This window comes from Levilinea saccharolytica (genome assembly GCF_001306035.1).
Taxonomy (GTDB): Bacteria; Chloroflexota; Anaerolineae; order Anaerolineales; family Anaerolineaceae; genus Levilinea; species Levilinea saccharolytica.
This window is the reverse complement of the sequence record NZ_LGCM01000034.1, coordinates 19,384-45,565: the sequence shown is the minus strand read 5'-3', so window position 1 is coordinate 45,565 and position 26,182 is coordinate 19,384. Positions and strand designations below refer to the sequence as shown.

General features: G+C 60.3%; 16 protein-coding genes and 1 tRNA gene. 11 read left to right on the top strand and 6 right to left on the bottom strand.

Going from position 1 to position 26,182, the window contains the following annotated elements; all coding sequences use genetic code 11:
* Window positions 1–298 precede the first annotated feature (298 nt).
* The 6 genes from ADN01_RS09110 to ADN01_RS19260 form a co-directional block, all read right to left on the bottom strand.
* The gene (locus ADN01_RS09110) at window positions 299–991 is read right to left on the bottom strand and encodes a response regulator (RefSeq protein ID WP_062419729.1); all 693 of its coding nucleotides are present in this window, start codon (window positions 989–991) and stop codon (window positions 299–301) included.
* A 3-nt stretch (window positions 992–994) separates the two neighbouring features.
* Window positions 995–3,694 carry a sensor histidine kinase gene (locus tag ADN01_RS09105; protein WP_113918800.1) on the bottom strand — a complete coding sequence of 900 codons (2,700 nt, stop codon included), beginning with the start codon at window positions 3,692–3,694 and terminating at the stop codon, window positions 995–997.
* Window positions 3,695–3,711: 17 nt separating this feature from the next.
* Entirely contained in the window at window positions 3,712–5,649 is a 1,938-nt protein-coding gene (locus ADN01_RS09100; protein WP_062419731.1) for an APC family permease, read from the bottom strand.
* Between the two features lie 193 nt (window positions 5,650–5,842).
* A complete protein-coding gene (locus ADN01_RS09095; RefSeq protein WP_082142973.1) occupies window positions 5,843–6,895 on the bottom strand; it encodes an Mrp/NBP35 family ATP-binding protein in 1,053 nt (350 codons plus the stop codon).
* Window positions 6,892–8,208: an NAD(P)/FAD-dependent oxidoreductase gene (locus tag ADN01_RS09090; RefSeq protein WP_062419732.1), complete on the bottom strand. Its 1,317-nt coding sequence runs from the start codon at window positions 8,206–8,208 to the stop codon at window positions 6,892–6,894. The genes ADN01_RS09095 and ADN01_RS09090 overlap by 4 nt, the downstream gene beginning before the upstream one ends.
* A gap of 283 nt (window positions 8,209–8,491) precedes the next feature.
* Window positions 8,492–8,839: a hypothetical protein gene (locus ADN01_RS19260; protein ID WP_147238931.1), complete on the bottom strand. Its 348-nt coding sequence runs from the start codon at window positions 8,837–8,839 to the stop codon at window positions 8,492–8,494.
* 63 nt (window positions 8,840–8,902) lie between these two features.
* Here ADN01_RS19260 and ADN01_RS09085 point away from each other — a divergent pair, with 63 nt between their 5' ends.
* The 11 genes from ADN01_RS09085 to ADN01_RS09035 all read left to right on the top strand — a co-directional run bounded on the left by ADN01_RS09085 (window position 8,903) and on the right by ADN01_RS09035 (window position 26,181).
* Entirely contained in the window at window positions 8,903–9,697 is a 795-nt protein-coding gene (locus ADN01_RS09085) for a YIP1 family protein (RefSeq protein WP_062419733.1), read from the top strand.
* A gap of 10 nt (window positions 9,698–9,707) precedes the next feature.
* Window positions 9,708–10,448 (top strand): ABC transporter ATP-binding protein, encoded by a 741-nt coding sequence (locus ADN01_RS09080; RefSeq protein WP_062419734.1) that lies wholly within the window; start codon window positions 9,708–9,710, stop codon window positions 10,446–10,448.
* On the top strand, window positions 10,445–12,319 hold the full coding sequence (locus ADN01_RS09075) for a COG1361 S-layer family protein (protein WP_075071087.1): 1,875 nt from the start codon (window positions 10,445–10,447) through the stop codon (window positions 12,317–12,319). The genes ADN01_RS09080 and ADN01_RS09075 overlap by 4 nt, the downstream gene beginning before the upstream one ends.
* A 16-nt stretch (window positions 12,320–12,335) precedes the next feature.
* Window positions 12,336–13,667 carry an ABC transporter permease gene (locus tag ADN01_RS09070; protein WP_062419738.1) on the top strand — a complete coding sequence of 444 codons (1,332 nt, stop codon included), beginning with the start codon at window positions 12,336–12,338 and terminating at the stop codon, window positions 13,665–13,667.
* Window positions 13,668–13,903: 236 nt separating this feature from the next.
* Window positions 13,904–15,973 carry a sensor domain-containing diguanylate cyclase gene (locus tag ADN01_RS09065; RefSeq protein ID WP_062419739.1) on the top strand — a complete coding sequence of 690 codons (2,070 nt, stop codon included), beginning with the start codon at window positions 13,904–13,906 and terminating at the stop codon, window positions 15,971–15,973.
* Between the two features lie 38 nt (window positions 15,974–16,011).
* A tRNA-Arg gene (locus ADN01_RS09060) sits at window positions 16,012–16,085 on the top strand.
* A gap of 148 nt (window positions 16,086–16,233) precedes the next feature.
* Complete coding sequence (locus tag ADN01_RS09055; protein WP_062419740.1) at window positions 16,234–19,896, top strand: GAF domain-containing protein; 3,663 nt, start codon at window positions 16,234–16,236, stop codon at window positions 19,894–19,896.
* Window positions 19,897–19,905: 9 nt separating this feature from the next.
* The gene (locus ADN01_RS09050; protein ID WP_147238932.1) at window positions 19,906–20,295 is read left to right on the top strand and encodes a DNA-binding transcriptional response regulator; all 390 of its coding nucleotides are present in this window, start codon (window positions 19,906–19,908) and stop codon (window positions 20,293–20,295) included.
* Window positions 20,296–20,320: 25 nt separating this feature from the next.
* The gene (locus ADN01_RS19255) at window positions 20,321–22,252 is read left to right on the top strand and encodes a winged helix-turn-helix domain-containing protein (RefSeq protein ID WP_075071086.1); all 1,932 of its coding nucleotides are present in this window, start codon (window positions 20,321–20,323) and stop codon (window positions 22,250–22,252) included.
* 196 nt (window positions 22,253–22,448) lie between these two features.
* Window positions 22,449–22,880 carry a hypothetical protein gene (locus tag ADN01_RS09040; RefSeq protein WP_062419743.1) on the top strand — a complete coding sequence of 144 codons (432 nt, stop codon included), beginning with the start codon at window positions 22,449–22,451 and terminating at the stop codon, window positions 22,878–22,880.
* A gap of 451 nt (window positions 22,881–23,331) precedes the next feature.
* The gene (locus tag ADN01_RS09035; protein ID WP_062419744.1) at window positions 23,332–26,181 is read left to right on the top strand and encodes a site-specific DNA-methyltransferase; all 2,850 of its coding nucleotides are present in this window, start codon (window positions 23,332–23,334) and stop codon (window positions 26,179–26,181) included.
* The last annotated feature ends 1 nt before the right edge of the window (window position 26,182 follow it).

Below are 26,182 nucleotides of genomic sequence, written 5' to 3'. Positions count from 1 at the left end.
GCAGGAAATCCCAAGCGGAAGATCTTTCAAACCAAAGAGGGTAAATAAAAAAACCGACCATGTGGGCCGGTTTCGCTACTTGGCTCCCTAAACTCTCGGCGGGTCTCTGCACCCTCCAAGCGACCAAATTAGAGTTTAGTTCACAGCCGCCGTACTGTTTGCATTTTGGTTAGAACGACCTTACAAATTGGTAAGAGTACATGCTTATTATAGATAAAGGAAGTCAAAGAGTCAATAGGGATGCTTGATTCTTATATTGAAACTTTAGAATTTTTTAGGCGCGCCTAAACATTTTCTTTCATTCCAACCGCAAACGGTAGCCCACCGCTGCCTCGGTGAGGATATACTGCGGGCGGGCCGGGTCGGCCTCCAATTTCTTGCGCAAATTGCTGATGTTGACCCGCAGCAAATGATCCGCGCCAATCAGGTCGCTGCCCCAAATTTTCTGAATCATGTGCGGGTGGGTTAAAACCTTGCCCGCGTTCTGTGCCAGCAGCTTCAGCAGGTCGTATTCTGTCGGGGTCAGGTTCACTTCCCGCTCCCCCACCCATACCCGGCGGCGGGTGTAATCCACCTTCAACTCACCGCTCTGAAACACGGCTTCCTGCCGGTGCGCCTGCCACACGCGCCGCAGCACCGCCCGCATGCGCACCATCAATTCGCCCATGCCAAACGGTTTCACCAGGTAATCATCCGCGCCCGCCTCCAGCGCGGCAATTTTATCCGCTTCGCGGTCGCGTACCGAAAGGATGATGATGGGCGTGTCGCTCCATTCGCGGATCTGGCGCGTCACCTCCACCCCATCCATATCCGGCAGGCCCAAATCCAGGAAAATGATGTCGGGGCGCTGCTCGGCCACCGCGCTGAGCGCCTCGCGCCCGGCGGCTGCCTCCAGAATGGTATGGCCGTGGGCGCTCAGCGAGGCGCGTAAAAACCGCCGGATGGCGCGTTCATCATCCACCACCAAAATGCGAACGCCAGTTTCTTCCATACGCTACCCCACCTGCCTTTCTGCCCAGCGCGCCAGTTGAATCGAGATGATCGTGCCGCCGCCGGGCCGGTTCTGCGCCCAAATACGCCCGCCGTGGGCTTCCACGATGCCGCGGGCAATCGCCAGGCCCAGGCCTGTGCCCGACGGGCCTGCGGGGGTCTGCACGCGGTAAAACTTATCAAACACGCGTTCCAAATCTTCCGGCGGAATGCCCACGCCCTCATCCGCCACCGAGAGGATCACATCCTCGCCCTCCAGCCGCCCCAACAGGCGAATGGGGGCTGGCACGGGAGAATATTTGGCGGCGTTGTCCAGCAAGTTCACCAGCACCTGCACCATCAGAGCCATATCCACATCCAGCAGGGGGGCGTCTTCGGCCAGGTCGGTCAGCACCTGCCGTTCGGGGTGGCGCTCGCCAAACTGCGAAAGGGCCACGCCCGCCAAATCCCACAAATCGCTGGGTTGGCGGTTCAGCCGGAACGCGCCCGATTCCAGGCGGCTCATATCCAACAAATTGCCCACCAAAATGTTCATGCGGCGCGCTTCGCCGTAAGCGGCCTCAGCCAGTTCGCGCTGCAAGGCGGGCGCGGCTTCGCCCTCGGCCAGCGAACTGAGCGCGCCGGTGATGGTGACCAAGGGGGTGCGCAGCTCATGGGAGATGGAATGCAGCAGCGCCGCCTGCAATTTTTCGGTGCTTTGCAGCACCTGGGTCTGGCTGGCCTGCTGCGCCAGACGCGCGCGTTCAATGGCCAAAGCGGCCAGGCTGGCAAAAGACTCCAGCAGGTGGCGCTGATCTGCAGTCAGCAGCCCCTGGGCCTCAGCGGGCTGCACGCCCATCACCCCCACCAGGCCGTGCACGGTTTGCAGAGGGATGCAGCGCATGGCGGCCTGCGGCAGAGTGCTGGTTCCCAGGCCCGTTTCGCGGTTGTGCTGAAAGGCCCACAGTGCAGCGGTCATCTCCTCCTCACCTAGCTTTTCCAGGCGGGGCGAGGCCGCGGCCACCTTCAGATGGTTGTTTTCAGGCAGCAGCAGAACCACATCGCGACTGAAATCGGTTTGAATGCGCCGGATGACCGCCCGCAGCATCTCATCCAGGTCCGAAAGACCGGTCAAATCGCGGCTGAGGGCGTTGATCGCCGCGGTGAAAGCCTCGCGTTTACGCAGCTGCTCCACCTGTTCCCGCACCAGGGCGGCGGAATTGCTGATCACCAGGCCCACCAGTAGCAATCCGGCAAACGTGATCAGATATTCGGTATCCGCCACACTGAGGGTCAGGGTGGGGCGGATGAAGAAGAAATCAAAAGCCAACACGCTTAACAAGGAAGCCAGCATGGACGGCCCGCGCCCCAAAAACAACGCCGCCAGCACCACCGCCGTCAGGTAAATCATCACCAGGTTGGTGGGTTCGATGCGCCCGTGCAGAGGGACACCCAACAAGGTCACCCCGCCCACCAGCACCGCCGCGGCCGCGTAGCGCCAGGCAGGGCTGTGCAGAAACACGCGCATCGAAGGCGACTTTTCCTCGGCGGCTGTTTCGCCAATAATAAACACATCCACACTACCGCTCTTGCGCAAAATCTGCTGGGTGATGGAACCGCGCGCCCATTCCACCCAGCGCGGCCAACGCGGCTTGCCTACCACCAATTTGGTGATGTTGTGGGCATGGGCATAGGCCAAAAGCGTCTCGGCCGCGTTCACCCCCGTCAGCCGCACCACCTCGGCCCCCATCTGCTCGGCCAGCAGCAGGGTTTGGTTCAGGCGCTGCTGCTGCTCTGGGCGCATGCGCACATGCCCAGGGGTTTCGACAAAAGCCACCGTCCAGGGTGCATCCAGGTCTCCTGCCAGCCGCCGCCCCGTGCGCACCAGGCGCTCAGCCAGGGGGTGGGAGCTGACGCACACCAAAATGCGCTCACCCGCTGCCCACGGCCCGGTGATGTCGCGCGCGGCCATGTAGTCGCGCATCTGCACATCCACGCGCGCCGCCGTCCGCCGCAGGGCCAGCTCGCGCAGCGCCGTCAGGTTGCCTTTGCGAAAGAAGCCGGGCTGAGTTTCTGGGCCTTCCGGCGGCAAATGCACCTTGCCGTCCCGCAGCCGTTCCAACAGTTCATCCGGCGGCAGGTCCACCAACTCAATTTCATCCGCCCCATCCAGCACAAAATCGGGCAGGGCGTCGACCACGATCCCGCCGGTGATCTGCTGTACCACATCGCCCAGGCTCTCTAACTGCTGAATGTTGAGCGTGGTGTACACGTCTAGGCCGGCTTCCAACAAATCCAGCACGTCCTGATAACGGCGCGGATGGCGGCTGCCAGGCAAATTGGCATGGGCCAGTTCGTCCACCAACACCAGGGCGGGGCGCCGGTTCAGCACCGCGTCCAGATCCATCTCGGTCTGCACGCGCTCCGGGCTTAAGATCTTGCGCAGCGGGATCTGCGGCAGGTCCGACAGCAGCGCTTCCATCTCGGGCCGGTTGTGGGTGTTCACCACCCCCACGGCCACATCCACGCCTGCCTCGGCCCGGTCGCGGGCGGCGGACAGCATGGCCGAGGTCTTGCCCACGCCCGCCGCGTAGCCCAAGTACACTTTCAGCCTGCCGCGCTGCGGGTTAGCCGCCTCGCCCTCCCCCCTTGTGGAATGTGGAAAAACCCCCAGCGGGTTGGAGGGGGTCATCCGAGTGCTGGGGGTTTCAGAAGAGTCTGGCATCCATCGCGGTCCAGGAACTATTCCACTTGATACGGTACCTCGATGATAACCATATCCTCCTGGTTGAGCAAGACCTTGCGCAGCATTTCGGCGGTGCGCGAATGCAGCAGACGGAAAATTGGCTTCTTGGGCACAAACTGCGGCACCACGATGGTGATCAGCTGCCCTGGTTTGCGCAGCTTTTCCAGCTTGGCCAGGTAATCCAGCAGCGGCTCCATAAACAGCCGGAAAGGCGATTCCAGAATGATCAGGCGTGCGCCCTCTCCCCACACCTCCCATTTGGCGCGGATCTTCTCCGCTTCCACCGGGTCGGTGGCGATGTGCACGGCGGTGATGTCATCCGTCAGGTTACGGGCGTAGCGCAGAGCCGCCAGCGTGCCCTGATGCACCCCGCCCACCAGCAGCACCACGCGGTTGCGTTTGATGCCGTTGGGGCTTGTGCCGTGTTCCAACGAAAGCTGCCGCGCCAGGCCCTTATAATGGCGGTGAATGGTCAGGAAAACAATCACCAGGAAGGGGATGATGATCGTCACCACCCAGGCGCCCTCATGGAACTTGGTCACCGCAAAAACGATCATGACCACGAAGGTGCACACGGCCCCAAAGCCGTTGATGAACATCTTCACCATCCAGTTTTTCTCATAGCGCAGGGTCGACCCCGGCTCAACCACCGTCTCGTCTTTCTTTAAGTGCCCCACCTTCCACCAGCGGTGCGCCATGCCCGATTGCGACAGGGTGAACGACAGGAACACGCCAATGGCATACAGGGGGATCAGCCGGGTGACGCTGGCCTGGAAGAGGACGATCAAGGTGATGGCGATGGCCGCCAGCGACATGATGCCGCGGGAAAACACCAGGCGGCTGCCGCGGTAGGTCAGCTGGCGCGGCAAAAAGCCGTCTCCCGCCTGCAAGGCCCCCAGGCGCGGAAAATCAGCAAAGGCGGTGTTGGCCGCCATCACCAGGATCACCGACGTTCCCGCCATGACCAGGAAGTAGAACAGGCCCTGGCTGCCGTAAATGGTGCGCGTCAGCTGCGAGATGACCGTCTCTGTTTCCGAAGGCACCGCGCCAACGTGCTGGGCTATGTAGGAAACCCCCAGGAAAAGCACACCCAAGAGGGCCGCCATCCAGACCAGGGTGATGCCGGCGTTGCGGCTGCGCGGCTCTTTAAACGCGGTAATGCCGTTGGAAATGGCCTCAATGCCGGTCAGGGCGGAGGTGCCGCTGGAAAACGCGTGCAAAATCAGGAACGGCGAAAGCGCGGCCACGGCCGTGCCCACATGCATCTCAGGCGGGTTCACCACCGTGCCCAACTGCCCGGTCAGCGCCTTAAACAGACCCACAGACACCGTCAGCAGCATGGTGATCACGAAGAAATAGGTGGGGATGGCAAAGGTCACCCCCGACTCCTTCACACCGCGCAAATTAATCACCATCACAAACAGCACCAGCCCCGCGGCGATCCATACACGGTAAGGGAAAAGGGATGGCACCGCCGAAACGATCTGCGCCACACCGGAGGAGATGGACACGGCCACCGTGAGGGTGTAATCGGTCAGCAGGGCTGCCCCGGCCGCCTGCGCGGGCACTTCACCCAGGTTGTCGCGCGCCACAATATAGGCGCCGCCGCCGCCCGGGTAGGCGTGAATGGTCTGCTCATACGAAATGGCCACAATCGTCATCAGCGCCACAATCGCCAGGGCGATGGGAAAAGTGAAGCGGAAAGCACCCGCGCCCGCCAGGGCCAGGATCATCAAAATTTCCTGGGTGGCATAGGCCGTGGAAGACAGCGCATCGGAAGCAAACACAGCCAATCCCACCACCTTGCCGATGGTCTGGTGCGGGGCGTCGGCGGTGGCCAGCGGGCGGCCGATGAAAAAGGTGCGCCAGGATTTGGGCAGATCCCCAATGGCGGTGTCCTTAAAAACGTTTTGAATACGATGGTCAAGCTGCATAGATCTACCTTCAAATCTGCCGTTCTGCAAACGGCGGGGTATAAAACAGATGGGGTCAGTTATACCGGCAGATCCATCAATGGGATGTCAAACCCTGGAGGGAGCGCGTCAAGAAAGTGTCAAGATAAAAACAGAGAGGCGGGGCTGCCGTCTCTCTGTCTGAATGAAGACCTGTGCGTGTTCGCGCCCGCTGTTACGCGGGCTGTAAGAGCAAATCCACCACCGGCTGAATGGCCTCCAGCTCAATGCTCTCGGCCTGCCCCGCATCGCACAAAGCGGCGATCTGCGGATCAATGGGCAGCCGCGCCGCCACAGGCGCGCCCGCCTCCTGGGCCAAAACATCGGCGTGGCTGGGACCAAAGATGGCATGTTCGTGCTGGGTTTCGGGACAGCGGAAATAGCTCATGTTTTCCACCACGCCCAGAATGGGGATGTTGAGCTGACGGATCATCTGGATGGCCTTACGCACCACCAGCGCCGCCAGATCCTGGGGCGTGGTCACCAGCACCACGCCGGTGACGGGTAGGTTCTGCAGCACGCCTAGGGCCGCGTCGGAAGTTCCCGGCGGCAAATCCACCAGCAGCGTGTCCAGCTTGCCCCACAGGGTGTCCGTCCAAAACTGGCGGATGGTGGCCGAGATCATCGGGCCGCGCCACACCACCGCCTGGGCTTCGTCGCGCAGCAGCAAATTGGTAGACACCACGCGGATCCCGCCGCCGGTCACCGCCGGAAGCATGCCCTGTTCGCTGCCCCGCAGCCCCCCCGCCGGCAGCCCAAACAGCTTGGGAATGCTGGGGCCGGTGATATCCGCATCCAAAATGCCCACCTTCTGCCCGCGGCGCGCCAGGTTGGCCGCCAGCATAGCCGTCACCGATGATTTGCCCACCCCGCCCTTGCCGCTCATCACCGGAATCACCTGGCTGACGCGGTTAAAGGCGTTCAGCTTGGGCAGCTCCGGCGCGCCCTTGCCCAAAATGTCGCGGCGCTCTTCCTCGCTCATGGCCCCAAAGGTGATCTGCACATCTGTCACCCCCGGCACTTTGGCCAGAACCGCGCGCGCATCCTGCGCCATGCGGTTGCGCATGGGGCAGGTGGGGATGGTCAGGGCCAGGGTAAAGCTCACCGCCCCCTCCGGGCTAATCACCACATCCCGCACCATGGTCAATTCCACCAGATTGCGGCCCAATTCCGGGTCCATCACCTGGCGCAGTGCATCCAAAACTTCGCTTTCAGTCGGTATTGTCATCCTCGGCTCCCATTGATTTCTGCGTCCATTATACCCGCTGGCGCCGCATCTGCATCAATCAAGCGCACGGCGCGGTCATAGCTGATGTACTGCCAGGCCCAATCTACCAGCACCAGCAGCCGGTTGCGAAAGCCGATCAATTGCAGGATGTGCACACCCAGCCAGGCCAGCCAGGCCAAAAAGCCGCGCAGGCGCAGCGAGCCAATCTGCGCCACGGCCTGATTGCGGCCAATGGTGGCCATCATGCCAGGGTCGCGGTAGGTGAAGGGCAGCCCCGCCTGCCCATCCAAAACGCGCAGCACGTTGCGTGCGGCGTGCTCGCCCTGCTGCATGGCCACCGGCGCTACCATCGGCAGCAGCTTTCCCTGCGCGTCCAGCGCGGCGGCCGCATCCCCAATCACGAATACCTCAGGGTGACCTTCCAACTGCAAACTGGGCTGCACCTGCGCCCGTCCCAGGCGGTCCTGGCAGCAGCCCAGCGCATCCAGCAAAGGATGCGCGCGCACCCCCGCCGCCCACACCACCGTGGCTGCGGGCAGGTCGGGCTGATCCTTCAATTGAATGCGGTGCCCATCGTAGGCCGTCACCGCCGCGCCAAAGCGCACCTCCACGCCTTTTTGGCGCAGGGCGCTCACCGCCGCCTGCCCCAGGGTTGCATCTAAAGCCGGCAGCAAGGCCCCACCGGCTTCCAGCAAAATCACCCGCACCTCCTCCAGACGCAGGTTGGGGTAATCGCGCTGCACAGCCATGTGCACCAGCTCGCCAATCGCCCCAGCCATCTCCACGCCCGAAGGCCCCCCGCCCACCACCACAAAGGTCAAAAGCTCCCGCCGCCGGGCTTCGTCCGTCTCATGAGCCGCGTGTTCAAATTGGCGCAGCAAATGGCTGCGGATGCGCTGGGCGTCTTCCAGAGTCTTCAGCCCCAGGCCGTGCTGGGCCACCGAGGGGATGCCGAAAGTGTGCGTCACCCCACCCACGGCCAGAATCAGGTAATCGTAGCGGATCTCGCCAGTGGCAGTGAACAGGCGGCGCTGGGTTAAATCTAACCCAGATACTTCCGCCAGGCGAAAGCGCAAATTGTCCTGCCCGCGCAGAATGGCGCGCAGGGGGTGGGCAATCTCATCCGCCGCCAGTCCGGCCGTGGCCACCTGGTAAAGCAAGGGCTGGAATAAATGGTAATTGTTGCGGTCCACCAGCAGCACGTCCACCGGTTGGTTGGCCAGGGCACGCGCCGCGCGCAGGCCGCCAAACCCGCCGCCCACAATCACCACCTGGGGCCGCTGGGGGCTGCGCTGAATTTCTGTGTGAGCCATGTGTGCCTCCTTGTCCGAGTCCATCCGATAATTCGGATAATTTGTGTATGATTTCACCAATATGATAGCACCCTTTGACCCTCTTGAAAAGCCCTTTTTGTGAAAAATAGTACAGGGTTTTTCCCCGGTTCGAAGCGGAACTTTTTCCATTTTAAAACGTATAGATATTAAGCAAGTGCGCGCTGAAGCCCACTGGCCAGTTGACCAGCCGCAATCTCGTCCGACTGGACTAGTGAATCCCCTCTTGTAGAGGGATGCTTTTTCACCCCCGCGGGGTTATATTCTATACACCCGCGGCAGCACTGCGGTTTCGATCCATTTTTTGAGGAGGTGCAGCATGGCAACCATCATCTATATCGCCATCGCCTTCGTTAGCGTTATGTTCGCCGCCATGAGCTTTGTCAGCCTGGAGCCAGAACAATAATGTGTCCGGAGGAAAAACAGCGCTCATTCGATGCGCTCGCTGCAGCCTGACGGCTGGAAGTACGCCGTCTGGGATCCCCTGATTTAACCCCCTGGTTTTGCCGTGTTCCCGCCCAAATGACCTCTGGGCGGGAACTTTTTGCCCCCAAAGATCGTCCAAAACCCAGCTGCAATCGCTCAAAACGGCTGATTCGTAGACTAAAAACATTGACAAATTGTGCATGGTGGTACAATCGCGTTCATTGGTGCTTTACCATCACAAGGAGACCCTATGACCGAAAGCGAAATGGAAAACAACGGCAGCGAGGCCGAGGTTTCGCGCCGCCTTCACTTCGAATGGGTGCTGCCGCTCTTCTTCCGCCCGCGCCGCACCTTACAAGCCGTCGCCCGCCAGACCATCGGGGTATGGTGGGTGCCGCTGCTGCTGCTGTCTTTGGCGGCGATAGCCGCTGCCCTGGCCGGGGGGCCGGCCCGCCTTCAGGCCGCCCAGATGGGCGCGACCCTGCCCCAGGATTTTCAATACTACAGCCCCGAAATGCAGGCCCAGTTCACCAAAGCCCTGGAGATGCAGCAGGGGCCGGTCTACATCTATATCTTCCCCGCGCTGGGGGCGCTTTTGGGGGTGTGGGTACAGTGGTTTTTGTTGGCGGCCCTGCTGCACCTGGCGCTAACCCTCAGCGGCAGCCGCAGCTCCAGCACCACCAGCTTTAACCTGGCAGCCTGGGCCAGCTTGCCCTTCCTCATCGGCTCCCTGGTGCAGGCCGTTTATTTGCTGTCCACCGGCCAGCTCATCACCGCGCCCGGCCTGGCGGGCTTTGCCAGCGCCGACGGGGCGGGCCTTTCGGCCGTGGCGCGCCCCTTCCTGGGCGTGGTGGATCTGTACTGGATCTGGCACATCGTCCTGCTGCTCATCGGCGCCGTGGATTCCTCCGGCACCTCCCGCCTGAAAACTGTGATTGTGGTGCTGACGGTGGTTCTTTTGCTGTGGGTGCTGCGCGCCCTGCCGGGAATTTTGGCCGCCCGGCTGAGCAGCATGCCCGCCACCCAGCCTTTCTTCTTCTACTAAGCCGGCACGTATGAACACCGCATCCCTGATCTGCACCCAGGGCCTGACCAAGATTTTCCAGATGGGCCGTCAGCAAGTGCGCGCCCTGGACGGTTTGGACCTGGAGATTCCGGCCAACTCCTTCACCACCATCATGGGCCCTTCCGGCTCCGGCAAGTCCACCCTGCTCTACATCCTCGGCGGGCTAGACCGTCCCACCGGCGGCAGCGTGAAGGTGGATGGAGTCGGCCTGGAAAAAATGGATGAAAACGACCTGGCCATCTACCGCCGCAACAAGGTGGGCTTTGTGTTCCAGTCCTTCAATCTGGTCACCAGCATGACGGCCCTGGAAAACGTGGCCTTCCCCATGCGCTTTATGGGGACCCCAGGGCGCAAACGCCACGACCTGGCCCAAAAGCTGCTGGCCCAGGTGGGGCTTGAAAAACGCGCCCACCACCGCCCCACCGAGCTTTCCGGCGGCCAACAGCAGCGTGTGGCCATCGCCCGCGCCCTGGTGAACAACCCGCCTCTCATCCTGGCGGACGAACCCACCGGCAACCTGGATACTTCCAGCGGCATGAGCATCATGCAGCTGCTGTCTGAGCTGCACAACGCCGGCCGCACTGTGGTGGTGGTGACTCACGACCCGCGCATGCTGCGCTTCGCTACCCACGTGGTCTATCTGCTGGACGGCAAATCCGTGAGCGAAGCCGAATACCGCGCAGCCTCTGAAATGCAAACCTTTGAATCCCACGAGGAGATTTCCGCATGAATGTGCGCACCCAACTCTGGAAACTTAGCATCTTCGCCAGCATCCTGGCCCTGCTCTTGACGGGGACTCTGCGGGCTCCCGCCCAGGCTGCCCCTCTGGCCGCTCCGGGGGTGACCCTGGCAGTGGACAAAACCGCGCGCACCAACCTGCCCGGCAGTCTGCTGACCTACACCCTGACCCTCACCAACACCGGCGACGCCGCCGACACCTTTAGCCTGACCCTGTCATCAACCGAATGGGGCGCCGGGCTGAGCCAATCCAGCCTCAGCCTGGAAGCCGGAGCCGCCGGAAACGCCACCGCCTCGGTGACCATCCCCGAAAACGCCGTGGACGGCGCCAGCCAATCCTTCAAGGTCACGGCCGTTTCTGGTCTGGACGGCAGCGTGAGCGCCAGCGTCACCTTCAGCGCCTCCGCCCGCATCCCCACCCCCACCCCGCCCGCCGCCGTCAGCCGCCCGCTGCTGGTCATCACCGGATACGGCTCCAGCGTCAACCCCATCCCCGCGGGCAAAGATTTTGACCTGGAAGTGACCCTCAAGAACAAAGGTCAGGCCCAGGCCTCCAACATCGTGGTAGCCTTTGAAAGCCCCGACTTTCTGCCGCGCGACACGGGCGGTGTGCGCACGCTGAACAAACTGAACGCCGGCAACAGCGCCGACCTCTCACAGCCCTTCCTGGCCAACGCGGAGCTGGCGGGGAAAACCGTCTCCACCCTGACGGTCAAAATCACCTATTCCGACGCCAGCGGCGCCACCTACACCGAAACCTTCACCCTCACCCTGGATCTGAAAAACCCGGTCAGCTCCGGCAGCGGCGCCGCACAGCCCACCGCCACCCCCACCGGCGTGGCGCGTGCGCAGATTGTGGTCAGCAGCTACGCCAGCGACGTGGACCCCCTGCAGCCAGGGACGGTCTTTAACCTCAACCTGGAAATTCACAACCTCGGCAACGCCGACGCCCGCGCCGTCACCCTGGTGTTGGGCGGCTCCAGCGTGCCCAACCCTGGCGACGGCTCCGGCACGCCTCAACCCGGCGGCGTTTCGGGCGGCGGCAGCGACCTGACCAATTTTGCCCCGTTGGGCAGCTCCAACCTGTTTTACGTGGGCGATATCGCCGCTGGACAGGTGGTGAAAGGCTCGCAGCAGCTCATCGTCAACGTTTCCACCCAGCCGGGGGCCTACCCCCTCAAGCTGTCCTTTGTGTACACCGACAGCAAAAACAATCAGATTGTGGATGACCAGGTGGTCACCCTGCTGGTGTATTCGCTGCCGCAGGTGGAAGTGAATTTTTACCGCGACCCCGGGGTGTTCTTCACCAATCAGCCCAACATGCTGCCTTTGCAGATCACCAATTTGGGGAAAAAGACCACGGTGCTGGGCAATATGCGCATCAGCGCCGAAGGGGCCGAAGTGACCAACAACGTCAGCCTGGTGGGCGCGCTGGACCCGGGCGGGTATTTCACCCTGGATTCTATGGTGATCCCCAGCCAGGCCGGGCCGCTGGATCTGAGCGTGACGATTAACTACACCGACGACTTCAACCAGCCGCGGGTCATCACCCAAACCGTGCAGGTGGCGGTGGAAGAAGCGCCGGTGATGGAACCCATGCCCGGCGAGGGCGGCATGCTCGGCCCGGACGGTCTGCCCATCTCCCCCGAAGGCTTCCCCGCCAGCGAAGAGACCTTCTGGCAAAAAGTGCTGCGCTTTTTCAAAGGCCTGCTGGGCCTGGGCAGCGATCCAGCCCAGCCGGACATGAACGTGCCGATGGAAGGCCCCATGGAAGGGCCGATGGAAGAAAATTTTGACAAGCAGCAGCCCGCCCGCCCCAGCAAAGGCGGCTTCACCCCCAGCCTGAACGGCTGGGTGGGATAAGCCCCAAGGAGAGGGTATGCGTTTTAGCGACCTGGTCAGTTTAATTTTCAGCAACCTGAACCGCCGCAAGGGACGGGTGGCCCTGACCGCTGTGGGCGTGATCATCGGTACCGCCGCGGTGGTGCTGCTGGTGTCGTTGGCCATCGGCCTGCAGCGCAACGCCACCCAGTCCTTTGGCTCCATCACCGACCTGACCCTGATCAATGTCTATCCCAACTACGGCGAAGGGCCGATCATGATGGGCGGCGGAGGCGGGGGCATGGTCATGGAAGGCGGGGGCATGCCGCAGCAAAAAATGCTCACCACCCAGGCCATTGAGGAAATCACCGCCATCCCCGGCGTGGCCAGCGTCATCCCGCGCGAATACGTGCAATATTCCGGCTCCATGCAGTACGGCCGTCTGGAAGCCTACGGCGGCATCATGGGCGTGGGCGTCAGCGACCTGGCTGAGTTTGGCTATCCGCTGGAAGCCGGAACCACCCAGTTGGAAAAAGGCACGGCCGTGATTGGCGGGTGGATTGCGAAAAATTGGATGGATCCCAAGCTGCGCCCCGGCCAGGAACCGCCCCCTCAGCCGGATCTGCTCAACCAGCAAATCAAGGTCAACCTCATCCGCTGGACGCAGGACGGGCAGGAGGTGCGCAAGACGATCAACCTGCGCATTGTGGGTGTGCTGCAAGAAGCCCGTTCCGAAGCCGACAGCTTCTTGTTTGTGCGCCTGGAAGACAGCACTGCCTGGAACGAATGGGGGCGCGGCAAGCGCATTAACCGCTATAAAGAAGGCTACGAACAGTTAATCGTCAAAGCTGAGGATACAGATGTGGTGCTGGACGTGGCTGAGCAAATTAACAACATGGGCTACATGGCCAGCACCCCCCAATCCTTCGTGCAGGGCGTCAACAGCTTTTTCACCGTGCTGCAGGTCATCTTCGGCGGGGTCGGGGCCATCGCCCTGCTGGTGGCCGCCATCGGCATCGCCAACACCATGACCATGGCCATCCTGGAGCGCACGCGTGAAATCGGCCTGATGAAAGCCGTGGGGGCCACCAACCGGGATGTGCTCAGCATCTTCCTGGGCGAGGCGGCCGGAATTGGCCTGCTGGGCGGCCTGGGGGGCGTGCTGGTAGGTTGGTTGGGCGGGCAAGTCTTGAACGTGGTGGCCGCTACCTACCTGACCAGTCAGGCGGCCCAAAGCGGCGGCATGCCCACCAACTTTGGCGTGTACACACCGCTGTGGCTGCTGGGGTTTGCCCTGGTCTTCTCCACCCTGGTGGGGCTGCTTTCGGGTCTGTACCCGGCTCTGCGCGCCGCCACGCTCGTGCCGGTCACGGCGTTGAAGTACGAATAACGCGGCCCTCAGCAGCGGGACACCGGCCGTCAGTAGTTATAAATAGCAAACCGACGGTGGAAACGGTCAAACCAATCGTTTCCACCGTCTTCATTTTCCGGTGCAGGTGTGATATAGTAGTACCACTTGTGAGTGTGCACGAAACACGATATCTGGCGCTTACCTCCGAAAACGCCCTCTCCAATTTCGAGCGCCCCGGTTGATGAACCGCGAGGTACCCGCTGACTGCTAGGCCCATGCAAAAAACCACCCTCCGCAACGCCCTCCTCCTGGCCGGCGCATACGCATTTCTTGCGCTTGTATGGCACTTCACAGCCCCCTGGCTGCTGGAGCCGTGGCGTTTCGATGCGGCTTTGCTGGCACGTGCAGAGGGGGTGAAAGATTTGCTCTTTGCCCTGCTCTCCGGCCTGTTCTGGCTGCTGGCCGTGATCTGGCTCACCCGGCGCGAGGCCGCCGTCCCGCCTGCCCCTCCCGAAATAAGACAAGAAGAAAGCTCGCGCGCCAGCAGCAATCCGCCTTCCTCTCCCATAGGTTTGGGACGTCCAGCCATCGGCACCGAACCCGGCAGCGGAGCCTCAACCCACAATCGCGCCCGTTACCTGTTTGAAAATTCACCCGTCTCATTGTGGGAAGAGGATTTTTCCCAGGTGCACGCTTATGTCCATGAACTGATGGAGCGCGGCGTCACCAACCTGGCGTTATACCTGGAACTGCACCCAGAAATCTTAGATGAATGCGCGCGCCGCATCCGGGTGTTGGACGTCAACCGCAGTACGCTGCGGCTTTTCGGCGCCAGGAACAAGGCCGACCTGCTGGGAGACCTGGATCACATCCTGAGCGGTGAGGGGCGGCAATTGCTCAAAAAAGAAATCCTCACCATGGCCAAAGACGACACCGAATTTGAAGCCCAGGGGGTGAACCACACCCTGGACGGCAAACGGTTGGACGTTTTTGTACGTTGGTCGGTGATCCCCGGGTATGAAGCCGAATTCAGCCGCGTGGTGGTATCGGTAATCGATGTGACCGACCGGCTGCGCATGGAAGAGCAGCTGCGCAACGCCGAGGCGCGCTTCCGCCTGCTGGTGGAACAGGTCTCCGCTGCCATCTATTCCGACCGCGTGGACGAAGAAAGCTCTAACATCTACACCAGCCCCCATATCGAAGTCATCACCGGCTACACCGCCGAAGAGTGGTCCACCATCCCCGATATCTGGCTCAAATCCATTCACCCCGACGATTACGAGCGCGTCAAAGCCGAGCACGAGCGCACCAACCAACTGGGCGAACCGTTTGAGATGGAATACCGCCTGGTGGGCAAAGATGGGCGCATCGCCTGGGTGCGCGATCAGGCCGTGCTGCGCTGGGACCGCACCCTGCAGTGCGCCGTGTGGCAGGGCTTCTTACTGGATATCACCCAGGCCAAAACCGCCGAAACAGCCCTGCGGGAATCAGAAGCCCGGTTTCGCACCCTGCTGCAGCTGCAAGGCGAGGGCACCATCCTGTTCGATTTGCAGGGCCGCCTGGAATATGTGAACCCCGCGGCGGAGGAGCTGTTTGGGGTTCGGCCAGGGAAAATGGCCGGGCGGCACCTGACCGATTTCATGTCGGAGCCTTCCGCTCAATCTATTCTGCAAATCGCCCGCGAATCCGAGGGCGGACGCAGCTTTTCCACTGAGGTGGCCATGGTGCGCCTGGACGGGGGTCAGCGCATCTTGCTGGTGACAGTGACCCCCACCCAGGAAGAGATGGGCCTGCGCGGCGGGGGTTTGGCGGTGTGCCGCGATATCACCGCCCGCAAGCACGATGAAACCCGGCTGCGCTACCAAAGCACGCACGACACAGTGACCGGGCTGTATAACCGCGCCTATTTTGATGATTACCTCAGCCGTCAGGTCAGCTCCGGCAGCTACCCCATCAGCCTGGTGATGATTGACGTGGATGGGCTGAAGCAGATCAACGACCACTACGGCCATCCGGTGGGGGATGAACTGCTGCGGCGGGTGTCGTTTGTGCTGCGCTCCATCGTGCGCTCCGCCGATTCGGTGGCGCGCATCGGCGGCGATGAATTTGCCCTGCTGCTCCCCGGGGCTGACGACGCCACGGCTCAGGCGGTGATGAACCGCCTGGAAGAGCAGTTGGCCGCGGTCAACCAGACCAAGCTGGGCCACCCTATTGATCTTTCCTTCGGCACGGCCACCGCAGAACGCCCAGAAGAGATGGAATCCCTGGTACAGGCTGCGGATCAGGCCATGTACCAGCAAAAACAGACCAAACGCGCCCGAAAATCAGGCCAGCCGATCTCTTGACGATTCGCTCAGAGCGCGGTATAAATGGAGCACGTAACGCCCTCGTAGCTCAATTGGACAGAGCGTCTGCTTGCGGAGCAAAAGGTTGCAGATTCGAGTTCTGCCGAGGGCACTCCCACACGACCCGTAAGGGTCGTTTTGTTTTCCCCCTCCCGCCGTCTCACATTGTGATGAAATTGTGATGGAATCCCGTGTTTCAATCCCCGCCGCCGGGTTACAATAAAACTGAAACGCACCCCATTGTTTGATTCAGAGGGTTTATGTGCAGGCTGGCGGACAGCACCCAAAAAATTTTGATTATTGAAGATCAGCCCGATGACCTGGAAACCCTCCAGCTTCGCCTGCAAAACTGTGTCGCCCATCTGAGCTATGCCCCCGACGGCCAGACCGCCCTCGACCTGCTGCACGAAGCCAGCCGCCAGCAAAATCCCTTCAGCCTGGTCATTTTGGACTACCGCCTGCCCGACCGCGACGGGCTGGAGCTGCTGCGCGAGCTACGCGCCGACCCCGACCTGACCCGGCTGAAGGTGCTGCTTCTGACCTGTGCCGACGAGCTGACGGTGCGCGTGGACGCCTTGCAGCTGGGCGCGGACGATTTCTTGATGAAAACCTGCTCAGCCGCCGAGCTGACCGCCCGCGTTCAGCACCTCTTGGAGCGCGAAATTTCCGAACGGCGCCTGCTGACCTCCACCCAAAAGGCCCAGGCTCTGCAAGAGATCAGCAAGCGCATCACCGAGGACATCACCAGCCGCGCGGACCTGAGCGAATATCTGCATTACGTGCTGGAGCGCCTGGCGCAGTTTGTGGAATACGACAGCTGCTCCATTATGCTCGACACCGCCAACCATCTGGAAATTGTGGCTCAGCGCGGGTTTCGCTCCAACCAGCAAAATTTTTCCTATACCCAGTTGGCTCACTTGCAGCATGTCCAGCAGGTGATCCGCGACCGCCGTCCGCTGATCATCTCCGACACCGACCAGGATCCGCGCTGGTTCCGTCTGCCGCAGGATGAATATATCCGCTGCTGGCTGGGCGTGCCCCTGATTTATAAAGACCAGACCATCGGCGTGCTCAACCTGGACAAGATTGAGGCCAACTACTACAACCAGAACCATCTGGCGGATGTGACCGCCTTCGCCAGCCATGCCGCCATCGCCATTCACAACGCGCAGATCTTCCAAGAAATCCAGCGCCGCGAAAAGGTCTCGCGCGAACTGGTGGCGGTCAGCGGCATTTTGGCCGAAAAGCGCGACCTGAACACCCAGTTGGAGGCCGTCTGGGAATTTGTCTCGACCCAACTGCATGCCAACATGTTCTTCGTGGCTCTGGCCAAAGAACTGCCGCTGCGCCTTCAGTTTGAGATCGCCTATGATCAGGGCCATCCTGTGCACCTCACCGAGGTGCTGCTGTCGGACCCCACCACCTGGGGCTGGGCCGGATATGTATTTCACCATCAAAAGCCGTTGGAATGGGGCAGCCTGGCCCAAAAAGAAAGCATTATGAAAGAAATTGGCGTGCGCTCGCGCGTGCGCGGCACACCCTCTCAATCGGGGATCGTGCGCCCCATTGAAGTCAGCGGCCAGTGCATCGGCGTCATCTCCATGCAAAGCGACCGCGCCGAAGCCTGGAGCGACCAGGAGCGCAACGCCTTTGACACGCTGGTGGCCCAGGTGGCCGTCAACATTCAAAACACGCGCCTGCTGGAAGAAGTCCTGCACGGCTCGGAATACCTCAAGAACGCCTACATGGCCTCGGAGCGCATCACCTCACAGCTCAACCCCAAAGAGGTGCTGCGCCAGATCGTGGAAAACACCCACAAACGCCTGGGCGTCTGGTGGGCTTGCGTGCTGATCATGGACGCGGACGGCGCCACCCAGTACATTGAATCGGCCAATTTCTTCGACATGCCCAACCCCAAAGATTGGACCCGCCCCAGCGGCTATTCGCGGCGGGTGTTCGAGAGCGGCAAGGCCGTCTTCATTGAAGATATCACCGTTCTCGAAGACATGAACCCGCGCCTGACAGCCGACGGCGTGCGCTCGGCGGCCTGCCTGCCGCTCATCTCCAACGAGCGCAAATTGGGCGTGCTGTGGGTGCATTACCCCGAAACGCGCAAGTTTTCGGAAGGCGAACAAAACGCCTGGCGGCTGTACGCCAATCAGGCAGCCATCGCCTATGAAAACGCCCTCAAGATGCTGGACCTGGAAAACATCCGCTCCGCCAGCGAGGGCTTCTCGCAGGCCGAAACCGTGGAAGAGGTCGTGCAGTGTCTGGTGGAAAGCAGCCGCAAGGTGTTCGACTGCGACTCGGCCGTCTTTCTGCACACCAGCAAAGACCAGAACCGGCTGACCTTTGAAAAGGCTGCCGTCGCCGGCATCCCCGCCGAAGAATGGGGGCAGTTCTTACAGCACACCCAGGCTGCCACCATGCCCACCGAAATGTTCACCGCCCGCGATTTCCTCGAAGCTCCCCACATGCTGGAGCGGCACACCAACCACATTCACTCGCCGGAGCTGCGCCAGATGTTCCAGCGCCTGGGCATCCGCGCCAGCGAAACCATTCTGCTCAAGCTGCCGGATGAGCGCCAGGGGGCCTTATTTGTAAACTACCACCGTCCCTATTCCCCCACGCGCAGCAACCAGCAGAAAGCCGTCACCCTGGCCAACCAGGCCAGCATGGCCCTCAAACGCGCCTCTCTGTTGGAGCACCTCCAGCGCGTCAAAGCCGCCTCACAGGTGGCCACCCAGTGGACCGTGCGCGGCGACCTGCAAAGCACGCTGAACGCCATCGTGCAGGGCACCATCAACACCCTGGAAGCCGATGTGGTGACGCTCTACGCCTATAACCAGGAGCGCGACCGCTTTGATTATCCCCCCGCCATGCAGGGCGTTGAAAAGCCCGAAAAGGTGTTGGAACTGGACTACGTGGACCGCAGTTCGATGCCCTTCAAGGTGATCGCCATGGACTCCCCCTACGTGGTCACTGACACCACCATTCAGAGCGTGTTTGGGGCCGGCTTCACCGAGCGCGAAGGGGTCAAATCGCTGGTGGCCGTGCCGCTCATCGCCGCGGGCGAAAAAGTGGGCGTGATGTTCATCAACTACCGCGAGCACCATTCCTTCACCAAGCAGGACCTGAGCAACATCAACCTGTTCTCCAACCTGGCCGCCATCGCCATCTCCTTTGTCAAGCAGAGCGAGAAAATCCGCGGCCAGCAGCAGGAAGCCGCCGGACGGCTCTTCCTGGACTACATGGGCGTCATGTCCAGCACCTATTTCCACTCCATCAAGGGCCACATCGCCACCATCAGCAACACCCTGGGCTCGCTGGAAAAAGACCTGAACAACAACGCCCCGCGTGAAGCCGTGAACGAGCGCCTGGGCAAGATCAAGGACGCCCTCAACGAGATCCGCTCCATCCCCAACTACCCCACCTCCAACGAAGACTTTTACGAGTCCATCCCCATCAACAGCCTGATCAACGAGCGGCTGACGCAGTTCCGCCGCAAGAAAGGCAAATACGAAGACAAGGTGTTTGAAGCTGATTTTTACACCGCCGAAACGGTCAAGGTGCGCGGGTACGCTGAACACCTGCGCCGCGCCCTGGACATTCTCATCAACAACAGCGTGGACGCGGTGGAAAACAGCCCCCAGAAAAAGATCACCATTGAAACCCGCCAGGACCCGCTCAACGACCGCGTGGAAATCCGCGTGCGCGACACCGGCGGCGGCATTCCCGAAGAGATTCGCGCCAAACTGATCCGCCAACCCATCCTCAAAAAGCCAGGGGAACGCGGCTCCGGCATTGGCCTGTATCTGGCCGGGATCATCTTTTCGATGCACCAGGGCAGTGTTGAAGTGGAGAAAACCGGCCCCACAGGGACCAGCATGTTGATCCGGATTCCCATCGAAAAGTTTGCGTGAGGAAACGCCATGTCGCCTATGCGGATACTTGTGGTTTGCAATGAGTATGAAATTTTCTGGCACGAAGAAATGCGCAGCGCACTGGAACAAATGGGCAGCCCCACCTACCTGCCCCCCGAACCCTCCCCCTGGCCCCAGGGCGAATTTTCGCTGGTGATTTTGGATCAGGAGGGGGTCGAGGATCCGGCGGAGCTGATCCAATCCCTGCGTCAGGCCTACCCCGCCGCCAAAATCGTGGCGGTTTCGGGGCTGCCCACCTGGAAACAGGCCCTGACCGCCTTCGAAAGCGGTGCCGACGACTTCTATAAAAAACATTACAACGTGGATCTCATGCTAGAATACTTGCAGAGCGTTTTGCGGCGGTCTTCGCACCAAAACGGACAGCAGGTTCAAGCGTGAGCGCGCCGGTGAGGAAAAGGTGAGCATGAAACGGGTTCTGCTGGCGGATGATGACAAGGGGTATCTGGAAAGCTGCCTGGAGTATTTCGCCGACGCCGGCTATCAGGTCATCGCGGCCACCAGCCTGGAAGAAACCCGCTGGCACCTGGAAAACACCTGGGTACACCTGGCGGTTCTGGATATCCGTTGGGAAAAAGACAACACCGCAGACCAGTCCGGCCTGATCCTGGCGATGGACCCGGCCTACGCCCATATCCCCAAGGTGATCAACACCGGCTTTTCGGATGTGGAGAAAGTGCGCCTGGCCATGTCCGAAACGGACGAGGGCGTGAAGCCCGCCGTGGAGTATGTGGACAAGCTGGACGGCGCGGACGTGCTGGTGGAGCGGGTGAAGCGCGCCTTTCAGCGCCATGTGCGCGTGAACTTTGACCTGCCCGCGCACAGCCTGCACAACCTCCCCGCCCCGTTTCACAGCCTTGCCGCCCAGCTGCCCGGCGCGCCCCTCGGCGCGGGCTTTGACCTGTGGGCGGGCGAACTGGAAGACCTCTTCCGGCGCGTGTTTTACCCCGCCGCCCAACTGCTGGTGGGGCGCGTTTTGTGGCGGGATGAGAACGCCCTGGGGCTGGAGATTTTGGCGGCGGATGAGCAGCAGCGCCTCAGCCCGTATACGGTGCTGGTGGGCGGGCCGCAGACGGCCGAAGCCTGGCGCGCCGCCCGGCAAACCGCCAGTGCCTGGCTGCCGGCCCCCGCCGCCCCGACCCCACCGGCCCAGCGCAGCGTGCATTTTTACGCCCTGGCCCAACCCGCCCCCGGCCTGGATCTGGCCGTGCCCTTCTTCACCTGGCTCAAGCAGGCCCAGCCCACCGCGGCCCGCGCCGGGCTGCAGAACTGGCTCAGCGCCAGCTTGACGCCCTCCCTCAACCTGCACCGCCGCCAGCTGTTTACCCCCAGCCTGCCGCCGCTGAGCACGCGCGCCGAGCTGCTGGCCGCCCTGCAGCCGGCCTTCACCGCCGCCGAACAGCGCGGTCTGGCCCAGGTGACGCTGCGCGGCGAACAGCTCACCCTGCACTTCCCCGGCGGCGCCTCGGCCAACCTGACCCTCCCCGAGCTGACGGAGCCCGCCCTGAGCGCTTTTCTCCAGGCCGCCTGCGAGCAGCCCCTGGTGTGGGGCGGGCAGGATTTGAGCCGCCTGTATGTGACGGAGGGCGCCCAGCCCGCCGCCGCCGACCCGCTGCAGGGCCAGCCCCTGCCCCTGGCGCTGGAACTGGCCCGCCTGGAGATGCAGGTGCGGCGCGAGGCCGTGGACGACAGCAACCTGCTTAACCGCTGGGATTTTGAACGCCAGCTGCTGGCCGCCCCCCACCTGGGCGAATTTCTCAGCCACACGCAGGTGGAACCGGGCTGCCGCAGCGCCCTGGCCGTCCTCACCGCCCTGCGCCACCTGTGGAACCAGCAGGCCGGCGCCCCCCAGGCGGCCTACGAAAGCGCGCTGCTGGCCGCGGCGGCCCAGGCCCTGACGCAGGTTCCCGCCCAGCGCCCGCTGACGGCCGCGGAAGCCGCCTTTGCCCTGCACGCCCTCATGCTGCTGGCCCTGCTGGCCGAAAAAGCGCGCCAATCCCCCGCCAGCGCGCCCGCCCAGCCCACCGCCCCGGCCGTGCTGACCCTGGACGAGACCACCAGCGAAGCCGTGTACGCCGGCAAGCGCGTGCACCTCTCCAACAAAGAGAGCCTGCTGCTGGGCTATTTCCTCCAGCACGAAGGCCAGCTGTGCACCCGCGCGCAGATCGCCCAGCAATTGCTGGACGCGGCCCCCAGCCAGGTGCAGAAAGCCGACGGGCTGGTCAACACCAATATGGACCGCCTGCGCTCCTCCCTCAAGCGGATCGCCGGGCCGGTGCAGTTTATTGAAACCATCCCCACCAAAGGCTATATCTTTCACAGCCAGCCTGTGAGCTGAAATCTCACAAACCCCCCACCAACCGCTGTCACTCTTGTGATTTTTCTCACAACCCGCGCGCAAAGGCCCGCCGCGGGTGCATTTGTCATACAACTGCCACAGGAGTGTGTGCGGGCCGCCCCTACCCCGGCGCTATAGTGAGTTCAGAAAACGCAGCCGCTACGTTCCGCCGAATGAGTGCAAAGGTAGGTGTGCGATGAAACTCGGAAGCGCGTTAGTCCTCTTGATCCTGATCCTGGTGATGGCCGGTTACCTGCTCAGCGACGACCTGCATGTGCGCGAAGACCTGTACGAAACCAGCAGCGAAAACGGCCATCTGCGCGCTCAGGTGGCCCGACAGCAAACCGAGATGGAAACTCTCCGCCAGCAGCTGCACGAGGCCGAAACCCAGAACGCCGCGCTGAAAGCGCAGGTAGACGTCCTGCAGAACCAGCCGCGCGGCCTGCCCACCCTGGTGAGCGGGGTGGATGTGCAGACCGCCTGGAACCAACTGAACGGCCTGCTGCACACCCATAAGTTGGCCGCTGTCTTTCTGGGATGGGCCGTGCTGCTTGTGCTGATGACCGCCGGGGTGGTGGCCCTGGGGCTGCGCAAGCCCAGGCGCCGCGGCTACCCATACGATGATTGATCTTTCCACTCCTATGGGGGCGGGGCCGTAATGGCTCCGCCCTTTTTTGATCGATGGAGGTGCCCGTGCCTCCCCTCTCGCGCCGTGCGTTTCTGTTCTGGGTGCTCAACCCGTTTCTCGGGGCTGCGCTCAGACGGCGCGCCGCGCGGGGTTCGCGGGGCATTTGGGTTGTGCTCAAACTCAAGCCTGGCTACAATAAGGGTACTGACCATGGGGAATGAAAGCTGTGGATGGGAAGTCCCTTTTGAAGATCAATCCAGGCGCGGCATTCCCTTCCCGTTGATATAATCAGGGGAGTAAGGAAATTCTCTTCGCCTGTATTCTAAGGTGAGCATTGGCGGCTCCGCCGAGCAACCGCGTTGGGAAAAACCAGCAGTAGAAAACTAAACTACCCAGGCCCGAAAACCACACCGCAAGTATAATTTCGGTATCATTTTTCTCGGAGAACAACATGGCACAAACCAATAAGTTTGAGAAACAATTCTTTAATGCCCTGCATGAAATCTTTGTGGGCGCTAAAGTTGAGGGTGATTCGGGCTATGTGAACCTGATGGGCATCAAATCACGTTATTATGAGCGGGGCGTCTTCCCACAATTGCAAAAGGACATCACCGCCGCGTTAAAGCCCTTCCCGGATTTCCGCGAAGAATTGTTTGACAAGCTCTACACCTTCTTCCAGCGTTACTTCAGCGAAAGCGGTTCCATCTACTTTCGTTATACCGCCCTGCACCAAAACGTGTATGAGAAGGTGTACACCGATGACCGTGATGTGATCCTCTTCTGGAAAACGCATATGCTGTATTACGTCAAGACAGACCGCATCTTCACCAGCCTGAATGTGGAAGTGGATGGGGTCAATTTCTTCTTTGACGCTTCCAAGATGACGCTCAAGAAATCCAACGAAAAGCGTGAGGTCATTTACGCTTTCCGCAAGGTTCACCCCGAAGATGGCACCCTGGTTTTTGACGTGGCGTATTCCGAAAAAGGCAGAACCACCAAGGTGGATGACATCCTTAAGGATCTGAAAAAAGCTGGCGTCAAGCTGAGCGACGAGACCCTCTATAAGGCGTTTCGCGTCTTTGAAAAACAAAGCGAGGTGGATTATTTCATCAATAAGAACGCCCGCGCCTTTTTACAGGAACAGTTTGACCTGTGGCTTTACCAATACCTGTTTGCCGGGCAAAATGTGTGGGGCGCCGAACGCCTGGCGCAGTTGCAAGCGTTAAAGACGGTCGCCTATCAAGTGATTGACTTTATCAGCCAGTTTGAAGACGAGTTGGTCAAGATCTGGAACAAGCCCAAGTTTGTGCGCAACAGCCATTATGTGCTGACCCTCGACCATATCATTGCGAATGCCGTAGGGGCGAAGCAATCTCCCGCCGAGGGGGACAAGATTGCTTCGGGCGAAGAGCGCCCTCGCAATGACAACCTCTCTGTCATTGCGACCCCCGCACCCTCTGTCATTGCGAGCCCAGCACCCTCTGTCATTGCGAGCCCCGCAGGGGCGAAGCAATCTCCCGCCGAGGGGGACAAGATTGCTTCGGGCACAGAGCGCCCTCGCAATGACATTTTGGCGAGATTGCTCACCCACCCCAACCTGCCCCAACAGGTGCAGGAATGGCGCGATCTGGGCATGATTGGCGAGGATTTTAAGCTGGAGATGCTCACCCAAAAAGACGCAGATGGCGCGCCCCTGCACCCGCAGTATCAGTACCTGCCCATGGATACAAAGTACTTCCCCGATCTGGAACTGGACATTCTGGCGCTGTTTGACGACCTGGATGCCGCCCTAGACGGCTGGCTGGTGCATAGCGAGAATTATCAGGCGTTGATCACATTACTCCCGAAGTTTAAACAACGGGTAGATGCTGTTTATATTGACCCACCTTATAACACAGATGCTTCAGCTATTATCTATAGTAACGATTATAAAGATAGCTCATGGGCTACCTTAATGGAAAATAGATTGAATGTAGTGTCCAATTATTTAAAACAAGAAGGGATTATTTGTGTCGCAATTGATGATGAGGAAATTATCCAAACCAAGTTTATACTTTCAACAATTTTTAAAAAACAAGTCGGTATTGCCGCAGTGCGGTCAAATCCGGCTGGGCGAAAAACAAAAGGTAAATTTGCTCCAGCGCATGAATATGCCTTATTCTATGGGATATCCGAATATTCTATTCCTTCTTCTCTAGAAAAAACAGAACATGCACTGTCTCGTTTCCCAAAAGAGGATGATTCAGGTAGATATTCATGGGCAAATTTTATCCGTTCAGGGAGTCATGATAAAAGAATAGATCGCCCCAAATTGTACTATCCGATTTTCGTTGATAAAAACGATAATATACGTGTTCCAAGAATCGAATGGGTAGAAAGTAAAAGGGAATATGAACTTCTTGAAGAGCCAGATGAAAATGAAGTGGTTGTTTATCCTGATGTATTGAAGGAAGGACGAATAATACAAAAGAATTGGCATAGGGGCTATATTCGTATGATTAAAGAATTGCCATTGGGGGAATATCGGGTAAGAAGAGACAAATCAAATAATATTAGTATCGATTTCAAAACAAGAATGGATGAAGAATCTCTTCCTATTACTTGGTGGGATCATAAAAAATATGCATCTGCAAATTATGGCGCTGCAGAATTAAAGGAATTATTTGGTCAATCAGGTTTTGATTTTCCAAAGTCCAAAGAATTAGTGAGTGATTGTTTGCAAACTTCTGGAATTTCTGAAGAGTATTCCATAGCGTTCGATTTTTTTGCCGGTTCCGGCACTACTGCCCATGCGGTGATGAACCTGAACCGCGCGGATGGCGGCAAGCGCAAATACATCCTGGTGGAGATGGGTGAGCATTTCCACACCGTCATCCTGCCGCGCATCAAGAAGGTGGCCTTCTCCGACAAGTGGAAAGACGGTAAAGCCAACGGCGGCCAGGGCATGAGCCATTTTGTCAAATATTACGATCTGGAGCAGTACGAAGACGTGCTGCGCCGCGCCCACTACGCCGATGCCGACCTGTTCAACAACCCCTATGAAGATCCCTATCACAGCTACGTCTTCCTGCGCGACCTGAAGATGCTGGATTCTGTGGAAATGGATGTGGAACAAAACAAAGCCCATTTCTACCCCGAACGGCTGTACTCCGACATTGATTTAGCCGAAACCCTCTCCCAGCGGCGTGGCAAGTGGATCAAGCGCATCACCGCCGAGTACGTCGAGTTCCAGGATGGCGAACGCATGAGCCTGACCGACCCCGATTGGCAGACGATCAAGCCATTGGTCTGGTGGCAGTAGT